The organism is Chryseobacterium sp. MYb264 (assembly GCF_035974275.1).
Lineage (GTDB): Bacteria > Bacteroidota > Bacteroidia > Flavobacteriales > Weeksellaceae > Chryseobacterium.
Genome location: NZ_CP142422.1, coordinates 4,857,016 through 4,883,971, shown reverse-complemented (window position 1 = coordinate 4,883,971; position 26,956 = coordinate 4,857,016). Strand labels below are relative to the sequence as shown.

Genomic DNA, 26,956 nt, shown 5'->3' with positions numbered 1-26,956 from the left:
TTGTACTTTTGTGCCATGGAAATTCTGGATATTCTTATTATCGGCGGAGGGCCTATCGGGCTGAATTGTGCACTGGAAGCAAAAAAAAATAATCTGACCTACTTAATCATAGAAAAAGGAACTATTGTCAATTCTTTGTATCATTATCCTTTGTATATGAGGTTTTTCTCAACAGCCGAAAAACTGGAAATTGATGATATTCCATTTATTTCGACAGCTCCGAAACCCGGCAGGCAGGAAGCTTTAGAATATTATCAGGGCATTGCAAGACAGCGAAATATCAATATCAATCTTTACGAAAAGGTAGAAAAAGTTGCGAAAGAAAATGATATTTTCGAGGTGACAACTTCTAAAGGAAAATATTACGCTAAACATGTGATTATCTCTACAGGATTCTACGACATTCCAAATATGATGAATATTCCCGGAGAGCATTTATCTAAAGTAAAGCATTATTATACGGAACCCTACCCTTATGCGCAGCAGAAAATTGTAGTGGTGGGATCCAGTAACTCTTCCGTGGATGCAGCCTTGGAAACCTATAGAAAAGGAGCGGATGTAACGATGATCGTACGTCATTCCGAGATTTCCAACAATGTGAAATATTGGGTAAAACCTGATATTGAAAATCGTATTTCTGAAGGAAGCATCAAAGCTCATTTTAATTCAGAAATCATTGAAATTAAAGAAGAGTCTGTTATTTTTAAAAATGAAAATGGAGAAATCCAAGAAATTGAGAATGATTTTGTCTTAGCCATGACAGGTTATTTACCCGATTTTAATTTCCTAACGAACTCCGGAATTGACCTGCAGGGAGATTGCCTAAATCCGGTTTATCATCCGGAAACCATGGAAACCAATATTCAGAATTTGTACTTAGCGGGTGTAGTTTGTGGTGGAAAAGATACTCATTTGTGGTTTATAGAAAACTCGAGAATTCATGCGAGGATGATTATCGGAAATATTCTTTCGAAATGATTTAAAAATCAACCCTGACACCCAATATAAAATTCCGTTTTGCAGCAGGATTATAGTATCTGTTTCCAAAAGCATTGATATCAAATCCCGATACATAATCCGTATTATAAAGATTTTGAATCTGCAATGATAGATTCAGCCTCGTTTTATCAAGGTCAACAGGAAACCGGAACTGGATATTCCCTACGCAACTGGGATCTGACCACACCGAATTTCCATCATTTAACGGAAATTTTGAAGTATAAAAATGGGAATAATCAACCGCCAGTTTCCTGAAGAAAGTAAAGTTCAGTAAACTGTTGATGGTTGTTTTCGGAACTCCGGTCAGATTGTTTCCGGAAAAGTCATTTTCATTTTGCTGATAATTTCTGAATTTAAAATCATAAAAGCTTCCCGAAAACCTAAACTTAAAACTGCTGAAAATATCATTTTTAAGGGTGAATATTTTAGATTCTAATAATACCTCTACCCCTTTTTGAGCGGTTTCTCCTGAATTTACAAAATACTCCTGCCCTGCTTCATTTTGCCTTCTGACGATGGCGTCTTTCATTCTGAAATCAAAATAAGCTGCTTCTAAAAAAATAGAATTTCCCAATTGTTTACGTACTCCAATTTCCTTATTCCAGCCATATTCAGGACGAAGACTGGCATTAAACTGCTGATTGGAAGAACGGATTTCTTCATTAGTTGGTGCTGAATTTCCCTTTCCGAGTTTGCCCCGAAGTGAAAACCCTTTGGCGAAAAGATAGGTCAGTCCGACATTCGGAAGCCACTGATTTTTAAAATGGACATTGCCGTTTTCCGTTCGCGGATATGTCCTTTCCCAATCATAAGAATTGGAATTTAAGCTGATTGAAATATCTGTAAACAATTTTTCACCTACATTCAGCTTTTGTGAAAAGAAATAAAATCCTGAAATATTTTTAAGGTGATCGAAATTTTGTGGATTCCCGGCTACTCCCCGATTATTATCAAAGTTTTTAACGATTATATTATTTATTCCGCCTTCAAAACCCAGTCGGTAGGCCAAAGAAATGGCATTGAACTTTTTTTCATAATTAAAATGAGTCCGGATTTCCCAATTACTCTCAAAACGATTTTCAAAATTGGTGATAAAAGGGTTTTCAAAATCTACATAAGAACCCTGAACCAAAATGAAATGAGAAAAATCCTGATTAAAATGAAACTCATGTGAAAGCCCTGCGAGGATCATTTTATTACGAATTCCTGCATTTTGATCTTTCGCACCAGGCATCATTGCTGTAGATGGTCTTGCCTGCTTTCTGTTAAGCTGCATCTGCTCCAGCGTTAAGCCTCCCGGTATCTGGTAATGTAAATCGGAATACAGCATCATTGCCTTTAACAATCCTTTTTCAGAATACTGAAAATAATCTTTAAGAAAAATCTGCTTTCGCTGAATTTTCGACTGCTCCCGATAAGAATCGGTCTGATAATAATTTTGAAAGACCTCAAAGAAATGTCTTCCTATCTTTTTTGAAACATTAAAACTCTGATTGAACATTCCGTAGCTTCCTGTAGAAAGATTTGCTGAAATTTGATCCGAATTCCGGGTCTGAAGTAAAACAGTTCCTCCTGTTACAGCTCCGTAATCTCCACTTTCGGGACCTTTATACACTTCCATTCTATTAATCAATTCCGGGGAAATGATATTGAAATACGTATTTCCGGAGGCATCTGACAAAATAAAATCATCGAGATAGACTTTCACGTTCCGAACTCCAAAAGGCGATCTCAGCGTGCTTCCGCGAAGGGAAATCCGGTAGCTTCCCGGTGAACGTTCTTCCATTCTTGCACCTGCAATCTGGTTGAATGATTCCAATAGTCTTTCGGGCGTATTCTGGTTCAGCAGATCTTCTGCAATAACGGATACTGATTTTGTGGATGAAACAAATGCGGTCGGTTTTTTATAGGCATCTATTTGTACTTCTGAAATCAACGTTGCAGAATCTCTTTGCTGAGAGAATAATATGGATGCGGAAAATAAAGAAAGTAGAAAATATAGTTTTTTCATTGACTACACCATAGCAAAAACTATTCTTTTTCCTTTGTATTGATGATTAAAATTTGTGTTTATGAAAAAACCGTGTCAAGGTTTTGAACCTTGACACGGTTTCCTGAGGCTTCTCGTTAAACAAAACTTTCTTTGTCTCTATGACGAGCCTCGCGTGAGGGATGCGTCGGGCGGCGACAAAGGAGCCGGTGCGAGTGAGGAACGAACGAGTACGGAAGCGAAGCGAACCCCAGAGAAGCCCGACCCGAAGTTTTGGAAAGGAAAACCTCATAGGTTTTTAAAAACCTATGAGGTTTAAGCTTTGGCCAACGAAGGGGCACGCCCCTACATAACTAGTCCGCTTTTTTCTTATCCCCAATCAGCCAGGGAACGATGAAGTAAAATGCTACCGCGATAAGGGTTGCCAGCACCCCGGTTCCGATCCATAAAGCATTGAAGCCAAATTTTTCAGCCAAAAGAGTTCCGATATAAGGCGTCACAATGAATGCGATGGAAAATGAAATCCCGTTCAGTCCCATGTAAGCTCCTTTATTATTGGCTCCTGAACGCAAAGCCGTGATGGTTGACATAAAAGGCAACGTCCAGATTTCCCCGATACATAATAAGGTCATTGCGACAACCAAAGTGATCATACTGTGGTCAAACGCCATCATGGCATAAGAAAATCCGCAAATGAAAGTACCCAGAAGCATGGTAACGGCAAGGCTAAAATATTTCTCTGCAATTTGCACGAATCCCATTTCGAGCAATACAATCAGGAATCCGCTGTAGCCTAAAATATACCCTATATTTTGCTGGCTGAGCTTAGCAGTATCTTTGTAGAAGATCGTTAACGTACTGAAAAGCTGGAAAAAGCAGATCGAAAACAGCATACAAAAAGCACAGTAAATCAAAAATTTACGATCGCGGTAAGGCGAGTTTTCTTTTTTTACTTCTATCGCTTCTTTTACTTTTTTAGCTTTGGCTTTGGCTAATTTATTTCTTTTGGCAAAGAACCAGATATACATCAATCCCGCCAATAAAGCCGCCAACGCGTTACTGAAGAATAAAAATTCATATGAAATAGCCGATAAAATCCCGCCCAAAGCCGGACCGATGGAGAATCCCAGATTCACTGCCATCCGATTTAGTGAAAAGGCTCTGGTGATATTTTCCGGTTTGGCATATTTTGTAATTGCCACGGAATTTGCAGGACGAAAAGTCTCGCTGACAATACTTTGGATCAGAATAATACTCGCCACTCCAATTTCCGTCTTAAAAATCGGAATTAAACAGAATAACGGTACACTCAGCAATAAACTGAGATACTGCACTTTGTATTCTCCTATTTTATCGGTGATCATCCCGCCCAGCCATGAGCCTAACACAGATCCTATTCCGAAAAAGCTCAGAACGATTCCTGTATTTTCTATGCTGAAATGCAGATGATCCGTCATATAAACTCCCAAAAACGGAAGTACCATCGAACCTGCACGGTTGATGAGCATTACCAGCGCAAGCATCCAGCTTTCCTGAGAAAGCCCTTTGAATGAGTTGGTGTATATATTGATTAATTTCATATTTTATTTTTTTTGATAGGATTTCCATCCTATCCTATTTTAAATCGTCCCTTCGGGACTCTTTTTAATTTGAAATTACCTCGTCACCTTATTCCTCGCAATGACGAAAAAAAAAAACAGGACTTAAAAAAATTAAGCCCTGTCTCATTTATATGGTATAAACAAATTTTTACTCCGGCTTATAAGAGTCCTTTAACGTCACAGTTCTATTGAACACAAAATTGGTGTCCGTGGAATCCTGATCCTTCGTAAAATAGCCAATTCTCTGGAATTGAAGAGGTTCTCCCACTGCCACATCTTTTAGGCTCGGTTCGGCAAATCCTTGAACAGTAGTTACAGATTCAGGATTGATAAAGTTTAGGAAGTCTACATCTTTCTCAGCATCAGGCTGTTCTACTGTGAATAATTTATCATAATTTCTTACTTGCACAGGAATCGCGTGCTTTGCGGACACCCAGTGAATCGTTCCTTTTACTTTTCTTAAACTTTCCTCAGTTCCGCTTCCTGATTTTGATTTTTCATCATAAGATGCATAAATGGTTGTGATCTCACCATTTTCGTCTTTCTCCACCCTTTCCCCTTTAATAATATAAGCAGATTTTAAACGAACTTCACCACCCAATTTTAGCCTAAAGAACTTATTATTAGCTTCTTCCTTAAAGTCTTCACGCTCAATATACAACTCTCTTGAGAACGGAATTTCTCTGGTTCCTGCATTTTCCTGTTCAGGATTATTTTCAGTTTCCAACCATTCTTCCTGTCCTTCAGGATAATTTTCAATGACTAATTTAATAGGATCAACTACCGTCATGACACGTTTTGCCACTTTATTAAGGTCTTCACGGACGCAGAATTCCAGTAATTGAATTTCAATTAAGTTTTCTCTTTTGGCAACTCCTACTTTCTCGATGAAATTTCTGATTGAAGTCGGGGTGAACCCCTTTCTTCTCATCCCGGAAATCGTAGGCATTCTCGGATCATCCCAACCGTCCACTACATTTTCAGCAATCAGCCTTTGTAGTTTTCTTTTGGAAGTAATCATATAAGAAACATTCATTCTGGCAAATTCCCGTTGCTTGTTTCTCACTTTATCCGCATCATAAACCTGATCTAAATACCAGTCATACAACGGTCTGTGATTTTCAAATTCTAAAGAACATAAAGAATGCGAAACCTGCTCAATATAATCAGATTCACCGTGAGCCCAGTCGTACATCGGATATATTTTCCACGCTGTACCCGTTCTGTGGTGAGGTTTATTCAAAATTCTATACATAACAGGGTCACGCATATTCATATTGGGTGATACCATGTCGATTTTTGCACGAAGAGACATTGATCCACTTTCAAATTCCCCGTTTTTCATCCTTTCGAATAAGTCTAAAGACTCTTCAACAGGACGATTTCTGTATGGAGATTCAATTCCCGGTTCCGCTGGATTTTTTCTTTGTTCGGTAATCAATTCAGACGGTTGCTCATCAACATAAGCTTTTCCTTCTTTAATTAACTGAACTGCCCAATCGTAAAGCTGCTGGAAGTAATCGGAGGCATACAAAACTTTATCCCACTTGAAACCTAACCATTCAACGTCTTTCATAATAGAATCTACGAATTCCTGCTCTTCTTTTTCAGGGTTCGTATCGTCGAAACGAAGGTTTACGGGAGCATTGTATTTTTCACCCAAACCGAAGTTGATGCAGATCGCTTTGGTGTGACCTACATGCAGATAACCGTTTGGTTCGGGCGGAAAACGGAAACGGATCTGCTCTTTTTTCAGACCGTTTGCCAAATCATCTTCGATAATTTGCTCAATAAAATTGAGTGATTTTTTTTCTTCTTCCATTAAATTTCGCTTTAAAATGCCGTGTACTACGACAATTTGCAAATTTAAGAAAATTTAAGGGTTTACGAAAGTTATAATTTCGATGGATAAATTGATGATCATTGAGAATTTTTATTTAAATTAGTCATGCTAAAAACCGTTACTCAAATTAGAACCCAACATGGCTGTTTATCCCATAAGCATTCGCAAAACCCTCAGTTGGCAAGGAGAAAAAACAAATTCTTTTCCCACTGAAAGATACTCCTTTGCCGAGTCCGGAGCAGGAAAATATGTTTTTGAAGATTATAAGATATTTACTACTTCAGCCCCAAAGAATAAAGACTGTACCCATTCTTATTTTCATGACCATCAACTTTTTTCCGAATCTCTGATCCAATGAAAAAGAAGACACTCAATTCTTTGAAAAAAGGAAATACCTTAGGGGTCGCTGATCGCCTCATCCACAGTTCAGTTTTTTCAGATTCGAAACAGAGATTTTATCGTTTTAGGCAAGAGATAATAACGCAAATATATTCAACATTATTTCTTAACAGCATCTTAAAATTGACGGTAATGAAAAAAGTATTAATTAAAATTAAAATTCACCAAACAATGGCATAAAGATTGCAAATTTTCACCCGATTGACAAAATGCTAAAAATTTTATTATGAAGAAGCTAAAAAAGAGGTTTTCTTACTTTGTTGAATACATAAAGAAGGCTATTTTCATTAAAGACGTAATTTAAACTGAAGTTAAAAAATTAAAAACACACAAAATTATTCGAACTTATAACACCACATTATCCTTTAAAAAACAAATTCTCCCCTTTCAGCTGTAAATAACTATCAAAGTTATTTGTAAATAAACCTCCGGTTCCTAAACCTTGAGGCATTTCGCTGTTTTTTGTAAAGGTGTATTGCGCAATTGCGTTCAACCCGATATTGCTTTCCAGTGCGGAGGTGATCCACCAGCCGATATCCTGTTTTTCAGCAATAGAAATCCAGTCATCGGAGCCAGAAACCCCTCCTACCAAAGAAGGTTTCAGAATAATATATTGCGGTTTTATTACTTCCAATAATTTTTTCTTTTCGCTAAAATCTGTAATTCCGATTAGTTCCTCATCCAGAGCAATCGGTGTTGGGGTCTCCGCGCACAATTCTGCCATATCCTTCCAGTTTCCGGCTTTAATCGGCTGTTCGATGGAATGAATATCTAAATCTGCCAATTGCTGTAAAACCACTTTTGCTTCCTCTTTATTAAATCCCCCATTGGCATCGACGCGCAATTCCAACATTTCCTTAGAGAACTTTTCTCTCAGCTTCTGAAGAACTTCATGCTCTGATTTCCAGTCGACCCCTATTTTCAGTTTAATACAGTGAAAGCCATTGTTCAGTTTATCCTGAATCTGCTCTTCCATATATTGTACGTCTCCCATCCAGATCAGCCCGTTGATGATAATTGGAGTCTCTCCTTTTGTAAAATCACTTGGAAAATAAAGATGATCGCCATGTTTAAGATTCAGCATCGCCTGTTCATATCCGAACCAAATAGAGGGAAAAGCTATCAATTCTTCCTTTAAAAATTCAGGGTCCTGTTGAATATTTTCACAAAGCCACTGTAGCTTTTCTTCATAATCAGGTCGGTCATCAAAGCTTAATCCTCTGAAGACTGCGCACTCGCCTATCCCTTTTTTTTCATTTTGAGAAATTTCAAGAATAAAGGTTTCCTTTTCAAGCAAAACGCCGCGAGATGTTCCACTCGGGCGTTTAAACTGTAATACATATTTAGAATATTGTGCTTTCATTTATTTTACACTGTCAATTCGCATAAACTCTTCCGCTTTCTCCACCATGTTGATGCTTCCGCAGAAAAAAGGTATTCTCTGGTGAAGCTCAGTAGGTTCAATTTCCAGAATCCTTCTGAAACCGTCGGTTGCCTTTCCGCCAGCCTGCTCCGCTAAGAATGCCATTGGATTACATTCGTATAATAATCTCAATTTTCCGTTAGGAGCCTGTGAATAAGAAGGATAAATATAAATCCCGCCTTTCAGCATATTTCTATGGAAATCAGCCACTAAAGAACCGATGTATCTGGAAGTATAAGGCCTGTCACCTTCTTCCATCTGGCAGTATTTAAGATAATTTTTAACCCCTTGAGGGAATTTGATATAATTTCCTTCGTTGATTGAATAAATTTTACCTGTTTTCGGAAACTGCATATTCGGGTGAGAAAGATAATACGTTCCTAAAGAAGGATCAAGTGTAAATCCGTTCACCCCATTTCCTGTGGTATAAACAATCATTGTTGAAGAACCGTACACCACATATCCCGCAGCAATCTGGTTAATCCCCTTCTGTAAAAAATCTTCCAGCTGAACAGGAGTTCCCGGTTCGGTCACTCTTCTGTAAATTGAGAATATGGTTCCTACAGAAACGTTAACGTCTATATTGGAAGACCCGTCAAGAGGATCAATCAATACAACATATTTACTTAAATGACCGTTTTCACCGCATTTAATGTCAATAAAATCATCATTTTCCTCGGAAGCAATTCCGCAGACCACTTCTCTTTGGGACAGAGCGGTAATAAAAATCTCATTGGCAATGACATCCAGTTTCTGTTGTTCTTCTCCCTGAATATTCTGGTTTCCTGCGGCACCTGAAATATCTACAATTCCTGCTTTATTTACTTCTCTGTTGACTACTTTCGAAGCGAGTCTAATTGCACTTAGAAGACGGGAAAATTCACCTGTCGAATACTGGAAATCCTCCTGTTTTTCAATGAGAAATTCTCCTAACGTTTGCAATGGCTGATCTGACATATTTTTCTTTTTACGATTCCCTCAAATTTCGTAAAATTTATCACATTTAAAAAAAATTATTAACAAAAGACATTATAGCCTGTATTTCAATACTATACGTATTAAAATTCTCAAAAAACTTTCTCTATTTGGTCTAAAAAAACTCCCGTTATATTAAGTCAATCCCACTAAAATTGGTGCAAACACTGATTTTAATAAAATCTTAAGCCTATCGGGTGACTAGGCTATTTCATATCTCGATGTAAATTTATAATTTTGATGCCCGTAAAAAACTCGTGTAAATTTTATCTAACAATTTTATTATTAACAATTTAATGAAAATTTTCAAGTTTGGTGGAGCATCAGTAAGAGATGCCGATAGTGTAAAAAATGTAGCCTTTGTTCTAAAGAGCCAGGGGTTTGCTAAATGTTTGCTGGTGATTTCAGCGATGGGCAAAACGACGAATGAATTGGAAAAAGTGGTTGAACTTTATTTCAAAAAAGAAAACTATCAAACCGAAATTGAAAAGATAAAACAGAAACATATTGAGATTGCGGAAGGTTTATTCCCTGAAAACCATGCGGTTTTTGCAGAGATCAATCTGTTTTTTGATGATATCGATTCTTTTTTACGAAGAAATAAATCTCCGAATTACAGTTTTGTTTATGATCAGGTGGTAAGCTGCGGAGAAATGATCTCTACTAAAATTGTAAGCGAATATCTGAATGAAATTCAGTTTACCAATCAGTGGCTGGATGCAAGAGATTACGTAAAAACAGATAATTCTTATCGAGAAGGTATTGTAAACTGGGCAAAGACTGAAGAATTTATTTCTACTTTAAATAAAGAAATCTGCTATGTCACGCAGGGTTTCATCGGTTCTGATGACAACAACTTTACGGTAACATTAGGAAGAGAAGGGTCGGATTATTCTGCTGCTATTTTTGCCTATTGTTTAAACGCTGAAGCCATGACAATTTGGAAAGACGTTCCGGGAGTAATGACAGGTGATCCGAGAAAATTCAAGGATGTAACTCTTCTTTCGAATATTTCCTATGAAGAAGCTATTGAAATGGCGTACTACGGAGCGAGTGTTATTCACCCGAAGACCTTACAGCCGCTTCAGCAGAAAAATATTCCTTTTTATGTAAAATCTTTCGTAGAACCAACGAAGGAAGGAACAAAAGTGGGTGCTTCTGACCACAATCAAAATGAAGAATCTTATATTTTAAAAGAAAACCAAACCCTATTAAAGATCTCTACCAGAGACTTTTCTTTCATTGCGGAAGATCATATGAGTTTAATTTTCGGCTATTTATCTAAATATAAAATTAAAGTTTCTTTGATGCAGAATTCAGCAATTTCACTAGCTTTATGTTTGGAAGACAAATATGAGACAGTTGATGAATTGAATGAAGATCTGCAAAAAATATTTAAAACAGAAGTTGTAAAAAATGTATCTTTATTTACGGTAAGAAATGCCAGGATGGAGAACATTGATCAATTTTATCAGGAAAAGAATGTATTATTGGAGCAAATTGCCAAGAATACTCTTCAAATGGTAACACAATAAAATAAACTGCGACTAAACACATATGAGTTTAATTTCGAAAAATGATCTTATCAAAGCTTCGGGCTTGAATAAAATAGGGTTTCTGAAAAACCCCGTGGCATCTGCTATTATGAGCGTTGCCAAAATAAACGAAGTCAACAAACTATACAACAAACTCAAAGATAAGGAAGGTAAAGACTTTTTCGACTCATTTGTTAGAGAGAGAAACTTAAGCTATATCGCATTTGAAGAAGATTTGGCAAAGATCCCTAAAACAGGCCCTTTTATTTTGGTCTGCAATCATCCTCTAGGGGCTATTGACGGGATTTTGATGTGCAAAGTACTGTCCGAAGTACGTCCGGATTTCAAGGTAATGGGTAATTTTCTTCTGGAAAAGATCAAGCCGATGGAGCCTTATGTAATTTCTGTAAATCCTTTTGAAGGCAGAAAAGAAGCATACAGCAGTTCATCCGGAATGCGTGAAACGCTGAAACATCTGCAAAACGGAGGCTGTGTAGGTATTTTCCCCGCAGGAGAAGTTTCCAATAAAAATAATCCTTACGGGGAAATTTTAGATAAAGAATGGGAAAAACCGGCATTAAAGCTGATCCGAATGGCTAAAGTTCCGGTAGTTCCGATGTATTTCCATGCTAAAAACAGTCGCTTGTTTTATCAGGTGGCAAAAATACACCCTAATTTACAGACATTGATGCTTCCGGCAGAAATGATGAATAATAGAGAAAAGCCAATCCGCATTAGAATTGGGCGACCTATTACCGTAAAAGCAATGGATGAAATGGAGACCGTTGAAGAATTGGGCGAATTTCTGAAACGTAAGGTGTACATGATGAAATCTTACTATGAAAAGAGAAAATCGCTGGCTCAAAGCATCAATCTTCAGAATTTATCGGTAAAATTTCCTTTGCTTAAAGAAGAAAATATTGTTCAGAATATCATCGACGAAACTCCGAAGGAAGACATCATCAAAGACATCAGTAAACTGAGGGGGACGGATAAAATGTTTTTCAGTAACGGTAATTACGAGGTGTACTTTACTGCTTATGAGGAAATTCCTTCCGTAATGCGGGAAATCGGGCGTCAGAGAGAGCTTACTTTCCGTGCCGTTGGTGAAGGAAGTAATCTTCCGTTCGATCTGGATGAATACGACAAACATTATCATCATCTTTTCCTTTGGGACAATGCTGCCGAAAAACTGGTTGGAGCCTACAGAATGGCTTTAGGTAAGGAGGTGATGAAAAAATTCGGTATCAAGGGATTTTATACGAGTTCATTGTTTGAATTTGAACAGGACATCCATCCATTCTTTAAAAAAGTGATTGAAATGGGCCGTGCTTATATCTGTCAGGAATATCAGCAAAAGCCACTTCCACTTTTTCTTTTATGGAGAGGGATTGTGCATGTTTGCTTAAGAAATCCCGATCATAAATTTCTAATGGGTGGTGTAAGTATTTCAAATAAATTTTCTGAGTTCTCAAAATCGCTGATGATCGAGTTTATGCGTTCAAATTATTATGATTCTGCAGTGGCTCAGTACATTACTCCTAGAAATGAATATAAAGTAAAACTTCGCGACAGGGATAAAAACCTTTTCTTTGATGAAATGGAATCTGATCTTAATAAATTGGATAAGATCATTGACGACCTTGAACCGGAGCTAAGATTGCCCGTTTTGATTAAAAAATATATCAAGCAAAATGCGAAAGTAATTGCCTTTAATGTAGACCCAAACTTCAATGATGCCATTGATGGGTTGATGTATATCAGAATTAGTGACCTTCCGGAAAGCACGATCAAGCCCGTATTAGAGGAAATGAGCGAGCAGATAAGAAAGGAACAGGAAAATAATTCAGCTGAGAATCAATAGTTTTTTAAGTTTTGTTAAAAAAAGTACGGTTAATACTTGCTTCATATATCAAAACTTACTACTTTTGCATCACTTTAAAACAACGAAGTAACAGAATGGTTTCTTAGCTCAGTTGGTAGAGCAATGGATTGAAAATCCATGTGTCCCTGGTTCGATTCCTGGAGAAACCACTAAGAAACCACCGATCAAAAGGTGGTTTCTTCTTCAAAAAAGTTTTAAAATAAAATTTGCGAGAGTCAATAATTATTATTACTTTTGCACCACTTCAAAACGAAGTACAAACCAAAAGGTTTCTTAGCTCAGTTGGTAGAGCAATGGATTGAAAATCCATGTGTCCCTGGTTCGATTCCTGGAGAAACCACTTAAATCCATCTCATTGAGATGGATTTTTTGTTTTATATAACAATCTCGCATCAGTATCAAAACTTGGAGACTAGGGATCAGGTACAAAAGTTGGGGGCTAGGCAAAAAAGTTTAGATAATGTAAGATGAAATTTTTTGCTCTCGCAGATTTTGCGAATGATGCAGATTCTTTTCCTTACACTTTACATCGTGAACACAAAGCCTCACCAAGTTTTTCGACAACTCCCGTTTTAAGTATCACCAAGCCGTTCTACTTATAAAAGATCACAAAGATTAAGCAAAAAAAATATCGACAGCATCATCTGTGAAAATCCGTAATATCTTTGGGAAATAAAAATATTGGTGCATTTGTGGCAAAAAATACATCTAAACAATTTCTCCCCAAGTTTTGCGATTGATCCGTTTAGATACTATAAGGTGAGATTTTTTGCTCTCGCAGATTTTGCAGATGATGCAGATTCTTTTCCTTACACTTTACATATTGAACACGAAGCCCCGCCAAGTTTTTTGACAACTCCCGTTTTAAGTCTCACCAAACCTTTCTACCTATAAAAGACCGCAAAGGTTAAACAAAGAAAATCAACGATACCATCTGTGGAAAATCTATGCGATCTGTAGGAAATAAAAATATTCGAGTATCCGTGGCGATAATATGCAGCCCTCAATTTTATCTTTGATAAAATCCTTGCGTCTTAAAAACATAAAGTATTAAAAAATATATTTGCGCCTTTGCGAAAAACCAACAAATAGAGCAGGATCTGTGGGGAATAAAAATATTCGTGCATTCGTGACAAAAAAATACATCTAAACAATTTCTCCCCAAGTTTTGAAACTGATCCTACAAAAGTTGGGGACAAGGCAAAGAGTTTAGATAATGTAAGGTGAGATTTTTTGCTCTCGCAGATTTTGCAGATGATGCAGATTCTTTTCCTTACACTTTACATATTGAACACGAAGCCAACCCAAGTTTTTTGACAACTCCCGTTTTAAATCTCACTAGACTGTTCTCCCTATAAAAGATCGCAAAGGTTAAACAAAGAAAATCAACGATTTATCTGTGGAAAATCTAAAGGCGATCTGCGGGAAATAAAATTCGGGCATTCGTGGCCACAATATGCAGCCCTCAATTTTATCAAAGATAAAATCCTTGCGTCTTAAAAACATCAGGCATTAAAAATATCTTTGCGCCTTTGCGAAAAACCAAGAAGGAGAGCGACATCTGTAAAAATCTGCGCGATCTTTTGGAAATAAAATTCGGGCATTCGTGGCCATAATATGCATCCCTCCATTTTATCTTTGATAAAATCCTTGCGCCTTAAAAACATAAAGCATTAAAAAATATCTTTGCGACTTTGCGAAAAACCAACAGAAACAGCCCCACCCACGAAAACCCTATCAATCTATCGGAAATAAAAAATTCGTGCATCCGTGGCAAAAAAAATACACCTGAACAGTTTCTCCCCAAGTTTTGAAACGGATCCCAGATAAGTCATCAGGTGAAATTCTTCAGAGAAATTGGCATCTTGTAGCGAAAGGAACACGTATGACTCAGGACTTTGCAAGTTTCTTAAAAAAAATTAGCCGATATTAAAGCTCTCCCCCTGAAGGTCATTGCAGAGCTCTTTAGTGTAAATGGGAAGACTTTTCAAAGACAATATAAAAATAAGCTCAGTGAATACGTGAATTGGGAGCACAAATCTCATGCCCACCACTGGGTTCTTTATCCTGAGAACCTCTCAGATTCATTATCTTTAGATGAAGTAGCTCTCTCTGATGGAGAACTTTATACTGTTCTCACTTCCAAGAAGGCAAAAGGTAGCATTGTAGCAATAATTAAAGGAACCCGGAGTGAAGTTGTTATAGAACATCTTTTAAAAATAAGCAGAAAGCTTCGAATAATGGTAAAAGAGCTCACTTTGGATATGGCTGGCTCAATGAAACTTATTGCTAAAAAGTGTTTTCCTAATGCTTCACAGGTAATAGACCGTTTTCATGTTCAAAAATTAGCCATAGAAGCCCTGCAGGAAATAAGGATAAAACACCGCTGGGAAGCCCTTGAAATGGAAAATAACTCTATTAAAGAAGAAGCTTTCACAAATGGAGATACCCGGAAACAGCTTTTGGCAAGAAGCAGCTATTTACTTTATAAAAGTCAAAAGAAGTGGAGTGAATCCCAAAAGCAAAGAGCCTCTATTCTTTTCTCTCAATATCCTGATCTAGAAAAAGCTTATCATCTGGTCGATGGGCTTAGAAAGATTTATAATCAAAACATTATAAAATCTGTAGCAATGACTAAGCTGGCACATTGGTTCAAGAATATTGAAGAAGCAGACTTTAAATCATTTTCAACCTTAAGAAAGACAATCATACACCATTATAGAGATATCCTAAATTTTTTTGATAAAAGAAGTACTAATGCTGCCGCTGAATCTTTCAATGCCAAGATAAAAAACTTCAGAATGCAACTCAGAGGAGTCAAAGATAGAAACTTCTTTATATTCAGATTAACCAAACTTTTTGCTTAGCCCCAAATTTTGCGCCTGATCCAAAGAATCTGCGTCATTCGCAAAATCTGCGAGAGCAAAAAATTTCATCTTACATTCTCTAAACTTTTTGCCTAGTCCCCAACTTTTGTACTTGATCCATAAATATATAAATATTTAGCCACCCTAAAAATCAAAAACCTCTGAAAATCAAATGATTTCAGAGGTTTTTTGTACCCAGGACCGGGATCGAACCGGTACTCCTAAGAACTGGTGTTTGAGACCAGCGCGTCTACCAATTCCGCCACCTGGGCTGATGTGTCACCTTGTTTCTAATTGGTGTGCAAATATAGGAACTTTTCTTTATAGTCCAAATGTTTTTTAAGAAAAATTTTCAGAAATTTATCTCCAAACCATCGTAGGCAAGATGCATTCCGGATGGAAGTTGTTTATCTTCAATATCATGCAACCCTAAATGATGACTGATGTGAGTTAAAAATAATTTTTTAGGTTGTAGCTCTTCAAACAATTTTATTACATCTGGAAGGATAAAATGCGCCGGATGTGGATCAAATTTCCTGATACAGTTTAAAATTAAAACATCAAGATTTCTTAATTTTTCCTTTTCCGCATCTAAAATAAAACCCGCATCTGTAATGTATGCGAGGTTCTTACATTTATATCCGAACGCTGTAATTTTATAATGAATAACTTCTACGGGTGTGATCTCTGTATCCAGTACAGTAAAAGGAGCATTTTCTATTTCATGCAGGTCAAAAGCAGGCGCTCCCGGATAGCGTATATCAGCAAAAGCGTAGGGAAATCTTTTTTTCACCTCTGCTCCTACCCTTTGGTAACAGTAGAGAGGCATATTTTTTCCGGTTTTAAAAATCAGCGGACGCATATCATCAAGACCTATAACATGATCATTATGCTCATGAGTAATAAGAGCAACATCTACCGTATCTTCTTTGTTTACAAGCATCTGCTGCCTAAAATCAGGACCACAGTCGATCAGGATCTTTTTATGCTGATCGGTGGTAATCATAGCGGAAGAGCGAAGACGTTTATCCTTTGGATTATCAGAAATACATACTTCACAAGTGCAGCCTATAACGGGTACACCCTGCGAAGTTCCGGTTCCTAAAAATTTCAACTTCATTTTCTTTTGAGGTTGGTTTAATTTTGGTAAATTTACGAAAAATTTAATGTCCTAATGTATCAGAAACTAACTCCTAAACAAAAAGCATTAACAATTAATCTAGATCCTACTATTTATGGTACTTTCGCAGAAATTGGAGCAGGGCAGGAGACCGTCCGACACTTTTTTAGAGCAGGGGGCGCTTCAGGTACAATTGCTAAAGCGATGTCTGCTTATGACAAAGATTTTAGTGATGCGATCTACGGAAAGGAAGTAAAAAACAGGTATGTTACCCAAAACAGACTTCGTAAAATGCTTCGCTATGAAGTGGCTTTAATTGAAGAAAGAATTTCCAGAGAAAACAATCCAAACAGAAAGTTTTTTTCTTACGCTAATACGGTAACTACCATTAATTTCGACAAAACGGTAAGAGGCCATGGTTGGGTAGGAATTCGTTTTCAGGTAAAAGAAAATGAGGATTATAATGAAATCGTGATCCACGTCAAATTCAAGGAAAATGATGCCACCCTTCAGCAGGAAACGCTGGGTAATCTTGGGGTGAATCTTATCTTTGGGGCTTTCACTTATTTTGACAATCCGAGGAGGCTTATTGAATCTCTCTATGATGATGTGGCGAAAGACAATCTTGAAATTGATATGATCGACTTCAGCGGACCGGCATTTTCCTATGTTGATAACAGGCTGATGTCTTTACAGCTGGTAAAAAACGGAATGACAGATGCTGTAATTTTTAATTCTGAAGGAAATAATATGCTTCCGGCAGATGTTTTATACAAAAAAAATATTTTCGCGGTGAGGGGAAGCTTCAGACCCGTAACAAAAGTGAATATTGACATGCTGAAAAACGGGATGGACATGTTCCTGAAGGATGCAGCCTGCACACACGAAGAAACAGAAGTTCTGATTGAGATTACCATTTCCAACCTCCGGGCGGATGGTGATATTGATGAAAGAGATTTCTTAGACCGCGTAGACGTTCTGGGCAGATTAGGCTATACGGTTATTATCTCCAATTACTCGGAATACTACCGACTGATTGATTATTTTGCGTCTTATACAAGTGGGAATATTGGTGTAGCGATGGGAGTAAATAATCTTTTGATGGTCTTCGACGAAAAATATTATAAAAACCTTTCAGGAGGAATACTTGAAGCATTCGGAAAATTCTTCAGAAACGGAATGAGGGTCTACCTCTACCCTTATAAAGACCCTGAAACTCATGAATTATTAAATTCTGAAACCCTTAAAGTGGAGGAAAATCTTAAAGAATTGTATAAATATTTCAAGCTGAACAACAGGATTGTGGATATTGAAAGCCATACTCCGGAATACCTGGAAATCTATTCAAGAGATATATTAAAGAAAATTGCCTGCAATATCAAAGGCTGGGAAACACAGCTTCCTGAAGGAGTGGCAGAAATGATTAAGGAGCGAGGAATGTTCGGGTACAAGGAAGAACTTTCATTAAAACAATTCTCTTAAAAATATTGAATAAAAATGTCAGAATTAAAGAAAAGACTTTCATCTATTCTTGAAAGTCCTAAACATAATACAGAAGAAAAGCTTCAGAAAGTATGCCATCTGCTTGATCAGGAAATTTTCTATTTCAACTGGACTGGTTTTTATTTTAAAAATGGAGATAAGAATGAGCTGAAACTGGGACCTTACGTAGGCGCACCCACTGACCATGAAATTATTCCTTACGGAAAAGGGATTTGCGGGCAGGTGGCTGTGTCCAATGAAACATTTGTAGTTCCCGATGTACACGAAGAGAGCAACTATTTAAGCTGTTCCATCGATACCAAAGCTGAAATTGTTGTTCCTATTTTCAAAGATGGAGTGAATATCGGGCAAATCGATATCGACTCTCATACGATCGATCCGTTTACAGCGGAAGACCGGGAACTGTTGGAATGGCTCTGCGTCGAAGTCGGTAAAATCATATCGTAATTTTCCAGAGTATAAATAATAGCAGTGCAGCAGGTTCAATACAGAATCATTCTGTGTCTCTCAGATCATGATATAGGATTTTCATCGCGTTCATTTTTCCATGAACAATATAACTATATCTGCATTGGTTGCTACACTCAATAAAATATCATCATCCAAATTATTTACGGCTAAATAATTTGGATTTTTTTCTTTCATCTGTATTCCGATCATATAACTAAAATTCCCTGTGCCTGTTGAAATGACAGAAGTTCTATTTTCTGACGGAAGAATATTTCGACCGACGGAAGTCAGTTAATTAAAGATATTATATAATACAGATCATTCTGATTGTTGATATCCAGTTTTTTATTAATTCGGTATCTCCTGGCCTCAGCAGCTCTTATGGTACATCTGGTATACTGTGAAATTTCTTTAATACTGAAACTCATTTTGATAAGGGAGCAGAAATTAAGATCAGAGATATTAAGATCAGGATATCTTTCCTTCAGTATTTTATAGAAAGTAGGATACACTTTTTGAAACTCAACGTGAAACGTTTTAATATCCTCTTTAGCAAGCTGCACCAGAACTTTTGTAGTCTCTGATTGCTTTTCTAAAGTAGTTTTTTCTGTATTTTTTATACTATCTTCATTTCTTTTTATGATCATTCGCTTCCTGTAGTATAAAAGTCCTAACATAGTCAGTATCACCATCAGGCCTATGGGAAGGTAATACCGGACTGCTTTTCTTTTCCTGGTTTCCAAAGTGAAAATCTTATAATTTATTTTATTCAAAAAATTAATATCGCCGGATCTTTTTTTAAGGATATCAACACTGTCAATCAAATTTTTATATTTTGTCGCATACAATGTTGAATTTTCATAATCTTTCATTCCGACATAGGATTCTGAAATCATAGGATAGATTTTCAGCAAAGTGATGAAATTCTTTTCCCTCCCTGAATCTTTGAGCGCTTTCGTAAGATATTCAATGGCCTGGGGATAGTTCTGTTCTGCATTCTGTATTTTTCCCTTTGTCATCAGATTAAGGACGGTAAGAGCCTCACTTTGGTACTGCATGGTTTTTTTATCCATCATTCCGGTGTACTTTTTTGCGGCACTAAGGTCTTTTAAAAAGCTGAGTGACCAGCTCAGAGAGCCCAGAGCACAAACTTCAGCCGTATTTTTATAAATATTCACAGAAGATACCCTTCTTGCTTCCTGCAAAGCATTTTTTTTAATTTTTATAATCTGATTCTGATCTGCATGATCATCTTTTATCACGATGAGATCTGCCTGTGCCAATAAGATAAATACATGATTGATACGGCGGTCATCCAATGACTCAACCAGCTCATTATACTCCTCGGCTTTCGCAAGAACCATCTTTGAAGCGTTTAGATGATCCAGGTCTAAAAGAAGCTTTTGATGAAGAAGAAAAAAGCGTGTGAGCATATTATAATCATTTTCCTGATCCGCAAGCGTTATTCCCTGGTTAACTTTTGTGAGTGCCATATCCCACTCCCCCATTGTAATATACATTTTAGCTTCTTCAAACAAAGCCGAAATCATACCCTTTGAATCTTTGGCCTCATAAGAAAGGTAATAGAGCATCGAAGCATTTTTAAGAAAAAGATCGGGATTGGAAATACCGTATACATAACTCTTATCAATAATTTTATTGATGCTGTCAATTTGTTTTCTATATGTTGTTTGCCCGAAGGCAGCCCCTGAGATCAGAGACACGACAATCCATAAAAAAGCACTTTTCAATAATCTATACCTGTACATCTCCTTAATGTTGAAGCGGCAAATATATATAAATTATTTACTTTACATTGATATCTTCAAACGAACCCTTTTATTTTTTCTAACACAATATGTCATAAAAATAAACAAATAAAACGCTATATACACATTATTACACAAGAATACACAAAAATCTGACACCACTTTTCAGATTCAAAACTTGCCCTTACATTTGGCGACAGCAAAAACCGGTACCCACCTGGTTTAATAAATTCAATATTTTTCTAAATTTTAACTGTACTGCCTCCCTTATTTTCCATTATCGGCAAATATGGGAGGCTTACAGCTATTATCAATAAAAAATCAACGGCGTCATCGCTAAGAGCCAATGTAATCCGTGGGAAAATAAAAATACGGTGTACATTCGTAGTATAAAAAAAGAGACCCTCCAAAAGAGAGCCTCTATTCTATTTTTTTTAATATTTTAAATTGGATTACCAGGATCTCCTGCCGATCTGCAAACTTCACCAACAGGAGCACAATAGTATGGCACTCCGCGGGTACAGCATTTTCGGTATCCTGCAAAACAATTTTGAACACATCCTTCAATTCCACCATTGATGGCAATCAGTCTTTGTCTGGAAATTTTTTTCAAATTTTTCATGGTTTTAGATTTTGGGTGATTATTTTATGTTAAAAACACGACAACAAGTTAGCATTTAATTAAATAAAACCCTAACAATCAGTGAAATATTTTAAATTTAAATTAAACAACCTCCATGAAAAGCTTGATCAATATGTATTTTAAGAATCTATTTTAAATGGTCTTGAGATACAATTCCTGCAATTCTTCAGCAGTAAATGCTTTCGACGGTAAATTTTGCACCAATTCTCCCTGCTTCATAATTCCGATATCGGTCGCCACACTTACCGCATTGAAAATATCATGGGTCGCCATAAAGACAGTTCTGCCTTCTTTTCCAAACTGACGAACGATTTCTGTAAATTCAGCGGTCGCAATAGGATCCAATCCGCTGGTTGGCTCATCCAATAAAAGTACTTTGGCGTCTTTTGCGAGCGCAATGGCAATTCCAACTTTTTGGCGCATCCCCTTAGAATAGCCTCCCAATTCTTTATGATGAGCAGCTTCCTGAAGCCCTGTTCTCTTTAAAAAAGCAGATAACTCATCTTTAGAATAATTAAATCCAGCAATCTGCGAAAAGAAATCCAGATTTTCGATCCCGCTGAGATTGGGATATAATAAGACCGTCTCCGGAATATAAGCCAGATGTTTCTTTATTTCCTGAGGATGATCTTTTACAGAAATTCCGTTGATAAAAGCATCTCCGGAAGTGGCTTTAATAAGACCCAACAGGATATTGATCGTGGTACTTTTCCCGGCACCATTTTGCCCAAGCAAAGCATAAATTTCACCTTTTCCGACTTCCAGATTCAAAGATTGAAGTGCTGTGAAGTCATTGTATTTTTTATGTAGATTCGTAATTTTTAGCATAATTTTCTGAATTTATTTTGTGAAAGAATGATTAGGATCATGATAAGAATTGCATAAGGTAAAAAGGTATTCAAAAGTGAAATATTCTCTCTACCTTTAAAATGTTTTACATTCTGTAGATTCCAGTTGACAGCATCTGCATTTTTACTGGAGAAAATAAGCGGATAAAAAGACAGTCGCTTTTCCTCATGAAATTTCTGTAAGGCTGAACTATACGCCAGTTGATTATCCATATCCGTTACTGCTAATTGACTTTCAATAAGTTGCGTATGAATATTTGGAAGCAAATAACCCAATATTTCTGCCGCTCGATTTCGTTTTTTCATTTTCTCGGCATACTGTTCTGATGATAATGAGGCTTCCAGGTCTCCCATATGTTGCATCGCATAATACCAGGTCCATGTGAAAGTATCATTCTCCTCCACCTTAACACTACTGAACTGTGGATAGGCTTTATAGAATTTCTGCATGGTCGGCTGCTTCGCTTCATCCCATTTATTATGATAGCCTTCTCTCTGCTGCATGACAGCTTTTAAAGATTCCTGAACAGGATAATATTTTTGAATCAGCAGATTGCTGCTCATCGGAATAATAAAATTCATTCCGACCCAAACAATCAGTAGAATCAACGCATTCTGAGCAGATGATTTTCGGAAGGAAATAATCCATCGGCACAACACAAACCAAAAAAGAATATAAGCCCATCCCGAAATAATAAAAATGAAAAAAGCCTGACCCAAAGGAATCGATATCCAAATTACTGCTATTACAACCAATACTAAATAAATCACACTTATTGCCGCAAAACGGATGAACAATTTCATATCCAAAAGTTGACCCAAATGACTGCTTTGCACCGAAAGCAGTTTCCATCGTCCACTCTCCTCTTCTTCCGAGATCAGATTATAACAAAAAGCTACAATAACTAGAGGAAACAGAAAAACCAACACGAAACTGAAATCAAAATTGCCGACTGCCGCATTCGCCGGATTATAGAAATCAGCATTATATCGCTGTTCTTCCAAATTCCTGATGGTAACACCCTGAATTGACGGCTTCAGATCGCGCATTCCGATATTCAGTGCAGCAAGCTTAGGCGTTTCATTGATGAGATTAAATTTTACATAATACAAAATCAAACCTAAATCATCCTTGTGGTATTTTACGTTTTTAGCAATACTTTCCTTTTGAAACTGCTCACTTTTAGCAATAACATCCTGATTTCTGTCCAGAAAATTTTTTCCGGTATAAATAGCCATTAAGCCCGCCAACAGCAGAAAAACCAATGCCGTGATATACGCTTTGTTACGATAAAACTGTTTATATAAATACGTCTTCATTTAAATTAATTTTAAGTTTCTACCCGCCATTTCAATCATAAAAATACATACCACCAGCCAAAATAAAAGTGCCACAACAGGAATCCACTGTTCGGAGATACTTTTTGAAAATGAAGTATACTGATAGGCGAAATCAGGAAATTTTTTCCAGTTATCACCGTCAATAACGGCGGGTGGACCTCCTTTTTCGGGTTTTATATTGCTTATCTTTTCGATCTGAAGATCATTAAGCTTCTGGGCCATCTGATAACGATACCCCTCTGCCTGCTTCTGAAATTCGGTATAAGAATAAAAATCCGTTCCTGAGGCAATCATAGAAAAATTTTTAACCGCTATTAAAGGATCAATGAAAGAACTGATATCTGAAAAAGATTGTTGTTTCTGATAGGCTTCTTCCAATTCATTTTGATGCTTACCATAAATCTGTGAACTTATTTTTTCACCTTCTTTCATTACAAAACCACTGTAATTAAATGGCAATTCGTTGGTTGTACTTACCTTATAATGAGCCAATAGTGAATCTTTTATCTTTTTAAAGTGAGGATCGTCAGGATTGTGACTGTCGCCTGCTTTCAGAATATCTTTCTCCAACATGGTTTCAAAGGCAATTCTCGAAGGTGTAGGATAAAAATTCTGTGCGGCAAACTGAATCCCTTTAGGTAAAAATATCATCAAAACCAGCCAGCATCCGATAAGGCTCACCAATGCTGATGAAGCCGTTCTTGAATTGGCGGAAACCCAGACCGTCAGGCTCGAAATAAAAAAATAATAAACCATATAACCCGGAAGAATCGCCAATATTCTGAACAAAATATCCGTCCATATCACCGCTTCTGAAATCACGGCTGTCATGAAAACTACAGGTAAAACCGGAAGTAAAAACAATAGTGAAAATTGCCAGAGTCCCAAGACCTTTCCCCAGATGACCGTTCTGCCGGAAGCTCCCTGAGTATTCAGGATTTTCAATGTGGCATCCTCTCTTTCCTTTGCCACAAGCCCGAAACCTAAAAATAAAATAATAAGCGGGACCAGACATTGCAGAATAAAAGCACTGCTAAAAGCCCCGAAACGCACCAAAATTCCGGAGCTTCCCGCTTCAGAAAGGTTGGCTGAATTTTGTTTGTGAGCTTCAAGAAAGATGACATTTCCCAAATAATCATCCAGCCCGTTATCGAAAATACTCAGCGGATGTCCCATTCTAAAGACCAGGTATCCGTAATGAGCCATTCTGTGCGGATGTTTGGCAGGTCTGTGCTCCCACTGCTCACGAACTTCCTTGCGATATTCCTGAATCTGTAAATTCATCTCCCTGAATTTTGTAAATCCAATCCCGATGCTTATCATACAGAATAGCAGAACGGTAATGGTGATCAGCAGGTTTTGCTTTCCTCTCATCAGATCCTGCCGTGTTTTCCTGATGATGAGGGATAAAGATGATTCAGCCATAGTTTAAAATTTATAAGCAGCTGTTATTAAATAATTTCTCGGAGTACCCGGAAACAATCTCAGGTAATTCTGCGCACCGATCCAATAAGAGGTATTGGTGATATTATTCACATTAACAGATAATTGAAATTTAGATTTAAAAAATTGATAGTAAAGTGCCGCGTCCAGTGTGGCATACGCCGGAAGTTCGAAACTTCTGGTAAACCAAGGCACTTTTGAGCTTTGATACAACATTCCCACGCCGACTCCCAGGTTTCTCAGCGCATTGATATTTGAGAAATTATACCGAGTCCACAGATTGATTGAGTTCTTGGATGTATTCTCTTTCCTCTTCCCTATTAATTCAGGATTAGTATCATTTACAATTGTAGCATCGATATAGCTGTAGCCACCGTAGATATGCCATTGCGGGAGAATATAGCCTGTAAATTCAGCCTCAAAACCTCGACTTCTGTCGGCTCCGCGCTGTACCAATTCATCAGGTTCAGCAGGGTTATTGGCATTAATTAAAATATTCCTCTGATTGATTTCGTATACCGCCATACTCACCGAAAATTTACCAAACAAGCGCCCTTTAATCCCAAACTCTTTTAAATCTGACGTTAAGGGCTTAAATCTCGCCGCAGATTCGGAACCTGTAAAGCTTCTGGTGTTCGGCATCAATGTGACCGTATTCGATTGTGGCTGATATCCTGTAAGATAAGTTCCGTAAAGATTAATATGATCGGTAATGCTGTAGGTAATTCCTAATCGGTAAAGCAGCTTGGAATTATTGAATGAACTTTCATTCAGTTTATTAAAATGAGTGATATCACGAAACCATTCCTGACGAATTCCAGACAATACTTTGAATTTTTTCCATGTAAAAAGATGCTGAATATACGCTGCATGAGTGGTTGTAAGCGCAGAAGGCAAAGCCGTCATTATATTCATGACAGAAAAATCCCGTCCCTGATAATTCTGGGCTCCGGGAGTGAGATCAAAAGGAGAAACATTGGGTTTTGGCAATGTAATTCCGTTATAATTAATCGTCTCATACTGACTGGCCAATGCCGGATTATAAGAAGAAACCGCCGAGCCGTCTTTCAGCATAAATCCTCTGGCTGCATTTTGCTGTCCGCCATCATGCTTTTCCCAGATTTGGGCGTCATAGCCCACTAAAGTCTGATGTTCTACCGATCCCGTTTTAAAATTAAAATTGAAATAGGCATTTACATTATCCACCTCCCATTTCTGCTTTCGCTGAATAAACTGCATCATCGCAAGACTTGAAATCGGCTGATTATCAATATCAGGGGCGAAGGCATTTGTGGTGCGGTGTTCCTCAAGATTTTCACGCCAAAACTGTTTCATATAAGAAGCATTGAAACTAATCTGCTTGCTGAAATGATGGGCAAAAGCCCCCATTATAATCAGTTCTTTTGTTTTAAAATAGTCATTAGGGGAGCCTAAATTCAGACTTTTTGGCGTGCTGTTAAGATCTGTTTTTCCTGCTACGGCTCCGAAAATAGGCTGTCCACGATCCAGATTTCCATAAAGATCATTATAAATCAGTTCAACATTTACAGAGGTTTTTTCATTAGGAATATAGGTGATGGATGGCGATAGTAAAAAACCATTGTTATTGACATGATCCCGGAAAGATTTTGCATTTTGATACGCTCCGTTAAAGCGGTACAATAAAGTTTTACTTTTATTTAAAGGGCCTGTAAGATCCGTTGTTGCGCGATAGGTATCAAAACTTCCGCCCGAAAAACTTACTTCATGGCGGTCATTAGCCAACGGCTTTTTAGTCACCATATTGATCGTTCCTCCCGGATCAACACTCGACATCGTAATGCTAGCCGGACCTTTAAAAACCTCAACACGCTCAATATTGGAAGTCATGGGCTGTAGGAAATAATACTGCCTCGTTCTTAAACCATTGATAATCTGCCCTTCTTCATTTTGACTGATTCCCCGAATATTATACTGATTATAATAGCTTGAAGGCGAAACACCACTCACATTTTTCATCACATCACCCAGCTGAAATGCCTGTCGGTCATTCATCAGCTCTTTGGTAACGGTGTTCAGCGTTAGAGGAAGATCTTTATTCTTCATGGCTATTTTGGTAGCGGCAAAAGAATAATCTGATGTATAATCTTTGGATTTACGGCCGATAATTTCAACGGTTTGGATCGTTGTTTCAGTGGAATCTTTTTCCGTTTGTTGTGCATAAAAAAACGAAGATGAAAAAATAAGTCCGGCCACAGAAAGCCTGGATCTTTTATTGGATATAAACTGAATTATTCCCAAATTATAACAATAACTGGTTGTCATTTAAAAATAGAATGATAC

19 protein-coding genes and 3 tRNA genes are annotated in these 26,956 nt (G+C 37.3%); 9 read left to right on the top strand and 13 right to left on the bottom strand.

Going from position 1 to position 26,956, the window contains the following annotated elements:
- Nucleotides 1-15: 15 nt before the first annotated feature.
- Complete coding sequence (locus VUJ46_RS21425) at nucleotides 16-978, top strand: YpdA family putative bacillithiol disulfide reductase (RefSeq protein WP_326982686.1); 963 nt, start codon at nucleotides 16-18, stop codon at nucleotides 976-978.
- A gap of 1 nt (nucleotide 979) precedes the next feature.
- On the opposite strand, the gene VUJ46_RS21420 is transcribed toward VUJ46_RS21425, so the two are convergent.
- The 5 genes from VUJ46_RS21420 to fbp form a co-directional block, all read right to left on the bottom strand.
- Nucleotides 980-3,010 carry a TonB-dependent receptor gene (locus VUJ46_RS21420; protein WP_326982685.1) on the bottom strand — a complete coding sequence of 677 codons (2,031 nt, stop codon included), beginning with the start codon at nucleotides 3,008-3,010 and terminating at the stop codon, nucleotides 980-982.
- A 332-nt stretch (nucleotides 3,011-3,342) separates the two neighbouring features.
- Nucleotides 3,343-4,569 carry an MFS transporter gene (locus tag VUJ46_RS21415; protein ID WP_326982684.1) on the bottom strand — a complete coding sequence of 409 codons (1,227 nt, stop codon included), beginning with the start codon at nucleotides 4,567-4,569 and terminating at the stop codon, nucleotides 3,343-3,345.
- A gap of 169 nt (nucleotides 4,570-4,738) precedes the next feature.
- Nucleotides 4,739-6,412, bottom strand: a complete 1,674-nt coding sequence (locus VUJ46_RS21410) for a glutamine--tRNA ligase/YqeY domain fusion protein (protein ID WP_326982683.1) — start codon at nucleotides 6,410-6,412, stop codon at nucleotides 4,739-4,741.
- 778 nt (nucleotides 6,413-7,190) lie between these two features.
- Nucleotides 7,191-8,195 carry an o-succinylbenzoate synthase gene (locus tag VUJ46_RS21405; RefSeq protein ID WP_326982682.1) on the bottom strand — a complete coding sequence of 335 codons (1,005 nt, stop codon included), beginning with the start codon at nucleotides 8,193-8,195 and terminating at the stop codon, nucleotides 7,191-7,193.
- Complete coding sequence (fbp, locus tag VUJ46_RS21400) at nucleotides 8,196-9,212, bottom strand: class 1 fructose-bisphosphatase (protein WP_267406472.1); 1,017 nt, start codon at nucleotides 9,210-9,212, stop codon at nucleotides 8,196-8,198.
- A 314-nt stretch (nucleotides 9,213-9,526) separates the two neighbouring features.
- Between fbp and VUJ46_RS21395 the strand changes: the two genes are divergently transcribed.
- The 6 genes from VUJ46_RS21395 (at nucleotide 9,527) to VUJ46_RS21370 (ending at nucleotide 15,517) form a co-directional block, all read left to right on the top strand.
- Complete coding sequence (locus VUJ46_RS21395) at nucleotides 9,527-10,765, top strand: aspartate kinase (protein ID WP_326982681.1); 1,239 nt, start codon at nucleotides 9,527-9,529, stop codon at nucleotides 10,763-10,765.
- A gap of 22 nt (nucleotides 10,766-10,787) precedes the next feature.
- Nucleotides 10,788-12,629 (top strand): lysophospholipid acyltransferase family protein, encoded by a 1,842-nt coding sequence (locus VUJ46_RS21390; RefSeq protein ID WP_326982680.1) that lies wholly within the window; start codon nucleotides 10,788-10,790, stop codon nucleotides 12,627-12,629.
- A gap of 97 nt (nucleotides 12,630-12,726) precedes the next feature.
- Nucleotides 12,727-12,799: transfer RNA gene (locus tag VUJ46_RS21385), tRNA-Phe, on the top strand.
- 118 nt (nucleotides 12,800-12,917) lie between these two features.
- Nucleotides 12,918-12,990, top strand: a tRNA-Phe gene (locus VUJ46_RS21380).
- Nucleotides 12,991-13,117: 127 nt separating this feature from the next.
- Nucleotides 13,118-13,252, top strand: coding sequence for a hypothetical protein (locus tag VUJ46_RS21375; protein WP_326982679.1), 135 nt, complete (start codon nucleotides 13,118-13,120; stop codon nucleotides 13,250-13,252).
- 1,326 nt (nucleotides 13,253-14,578) lie between these two features.
- Complete coding sequence (locus VUJ46_RS21370) at nucleotides 14,579-15,517, top strand: ISAon1 family transposase (RefSeq protein WP_442784961.1); 939 nt, start codon at nucleotides 14,579-14,581, stop codon at nucleotides 15,515-15,517.
- 192 nt (nucleotides 15,518-15,709) lie between these two features.
- Here VUJ46_RS21370 and VUJ46_RS21365 read toward each other — a convergent pair.
- Both VUJ46_RS21365 and VUJ46_RS21360 read right to left on the bottom strand, forming a co-directional pair.
- Nucleotides 15,710-15,789: transfer RNA gene (locus VUJ46_RS21365), tRNA-Leu, on the bottom strand.
- Between the two features lie 80 nt (nucleotides 15,790-15,869).
- The gene (locus VUJ46_RS21360) at nucleotides 15,870-16,637 is read right to left on the bottom strand and encodes an MBL fold metallo-hydrolase (protein ID WP_326982678.1); all 768 of its coding nucleotides are present in this window, start codon (nucleotides 16,635-16,637) and stop codon (nucleotides 15,870-15,872) included.
- A 54-nt stretch (nucleotides 16,638-16,691) separates the two neighbouring features.
- Between VUJ46_RS21360 and VUJ46_RS21355 the strand changes: the two genes are divergently transcribed.
- Together VUJ46_RS21355 and VUJ46_RS21350 are read left to right on the top strand one after the other, a co-directional pair.
- A complete protein-coding gene (locus tag VUJ46_RS21355) occupies nucleotides 16,692-18,119 on the top strand; it encodes a TonB-dependent receptor (protein WP_326982677.1) in 1,428 nt (475 codons plus the stop codon).
- Nucleotides 18,120-18,134: 15 nt separating this feature from the next.
- Nucleotides 18,135-18,587: a GAF domain-containing protein gene (locus VUJ46_RS21350; RefSeq protein ID WP_326982676.1), complete on the top strand. Its 453-nt coding sequence runs from the start codon at nucleotides 18,135-18,137 to the stop codon at nucleotides 18,585-18,587.
- Nucleotides 18,588-18,877: 290 nt separating this feature from the next.
- On the opposite strand, the gene VUJ46_RS21345 is transcribed toward VUJ46_RS21350, so the two are convergent.
- The 6 genes from VUJ46_RS21345 to VUJ46_RS21320 form a co-directional block, all read right to left on the bottom strand.
- The gene (locus VUJ46_RS21345) at nucleotides 18,878-20,359 is read right to left on the bottom strand and encodes a helix-turn-helix transcriptional regulator (RefSeq protein WP_326982675.1); all 1,482 of its coding nucleotides are present in this window, start codon (nucleotides 20,357-20,359) and stop codon (nucleotides 18,878-18,880) included.
- Nucleotides 20,360-20,801: 442 nt separating this feature from the next.
- Nucleotides 20,802-20,981, bottom strand: a complete 180-nt coding sequence (locus tag VUJ46_RS21340) for a bacteriocin-like protein (protein ID WP_326982674.1) — start codon at nucleotides 20,979-20,981, stop codon at nucleotides 20,802-20,804.
- 153 nt (nucleotides 20,982-21,134) lie between these two features.
- A complete protein-coding gene (locus VUJ46_RS21335; RefSeq protein ID WP_326982673.1) occupies nucleotides 21,135-21,830 on the bottom strand; it encodes an ABC transporter ATP-binding protein in 696 nt (231 codons plus the stop codon).
- Entirely contained in the window at nucleotides 21,824-23,170 is a 1,347-nt protein-coding gene (locus tag VUJ46_RS21330; protein ID WP_326982672.1) for a DUF3526 domain-containing protein, read from the bottom strand. Before VUJ46_RS21330 ends, VUJ46_RS21335 begins: the two co-directional genes overlap by 7 nt.
- On the bottom strand, nucleotides 23,171-24,616 hold the full coding sequence (locus VUJ46_RS21325) for an ABC transporter permease (protein WP_326982671.1): 1,446 nt from the start codon (nucleotides 24,614-24,616) through the stop codon (nucleotides 23,171-23,173).
- A gap of 3 nt (nucleotides 24,617-24,619) precedes the next feature.
- Complete coding sequence (locus tag VUJ46_RS21320) at nucleotides 24,620-26,938, bottom strand: TonB-dependent siderophore receptor (protein WP_326982670.1); 2,319 nt, start codon at nucleotides 26,936-26,938, stop codon at nucleotides 24,620-24,622.
- Nucleotides 26,939-26,956: the final 18 nt, after the last annotated feature.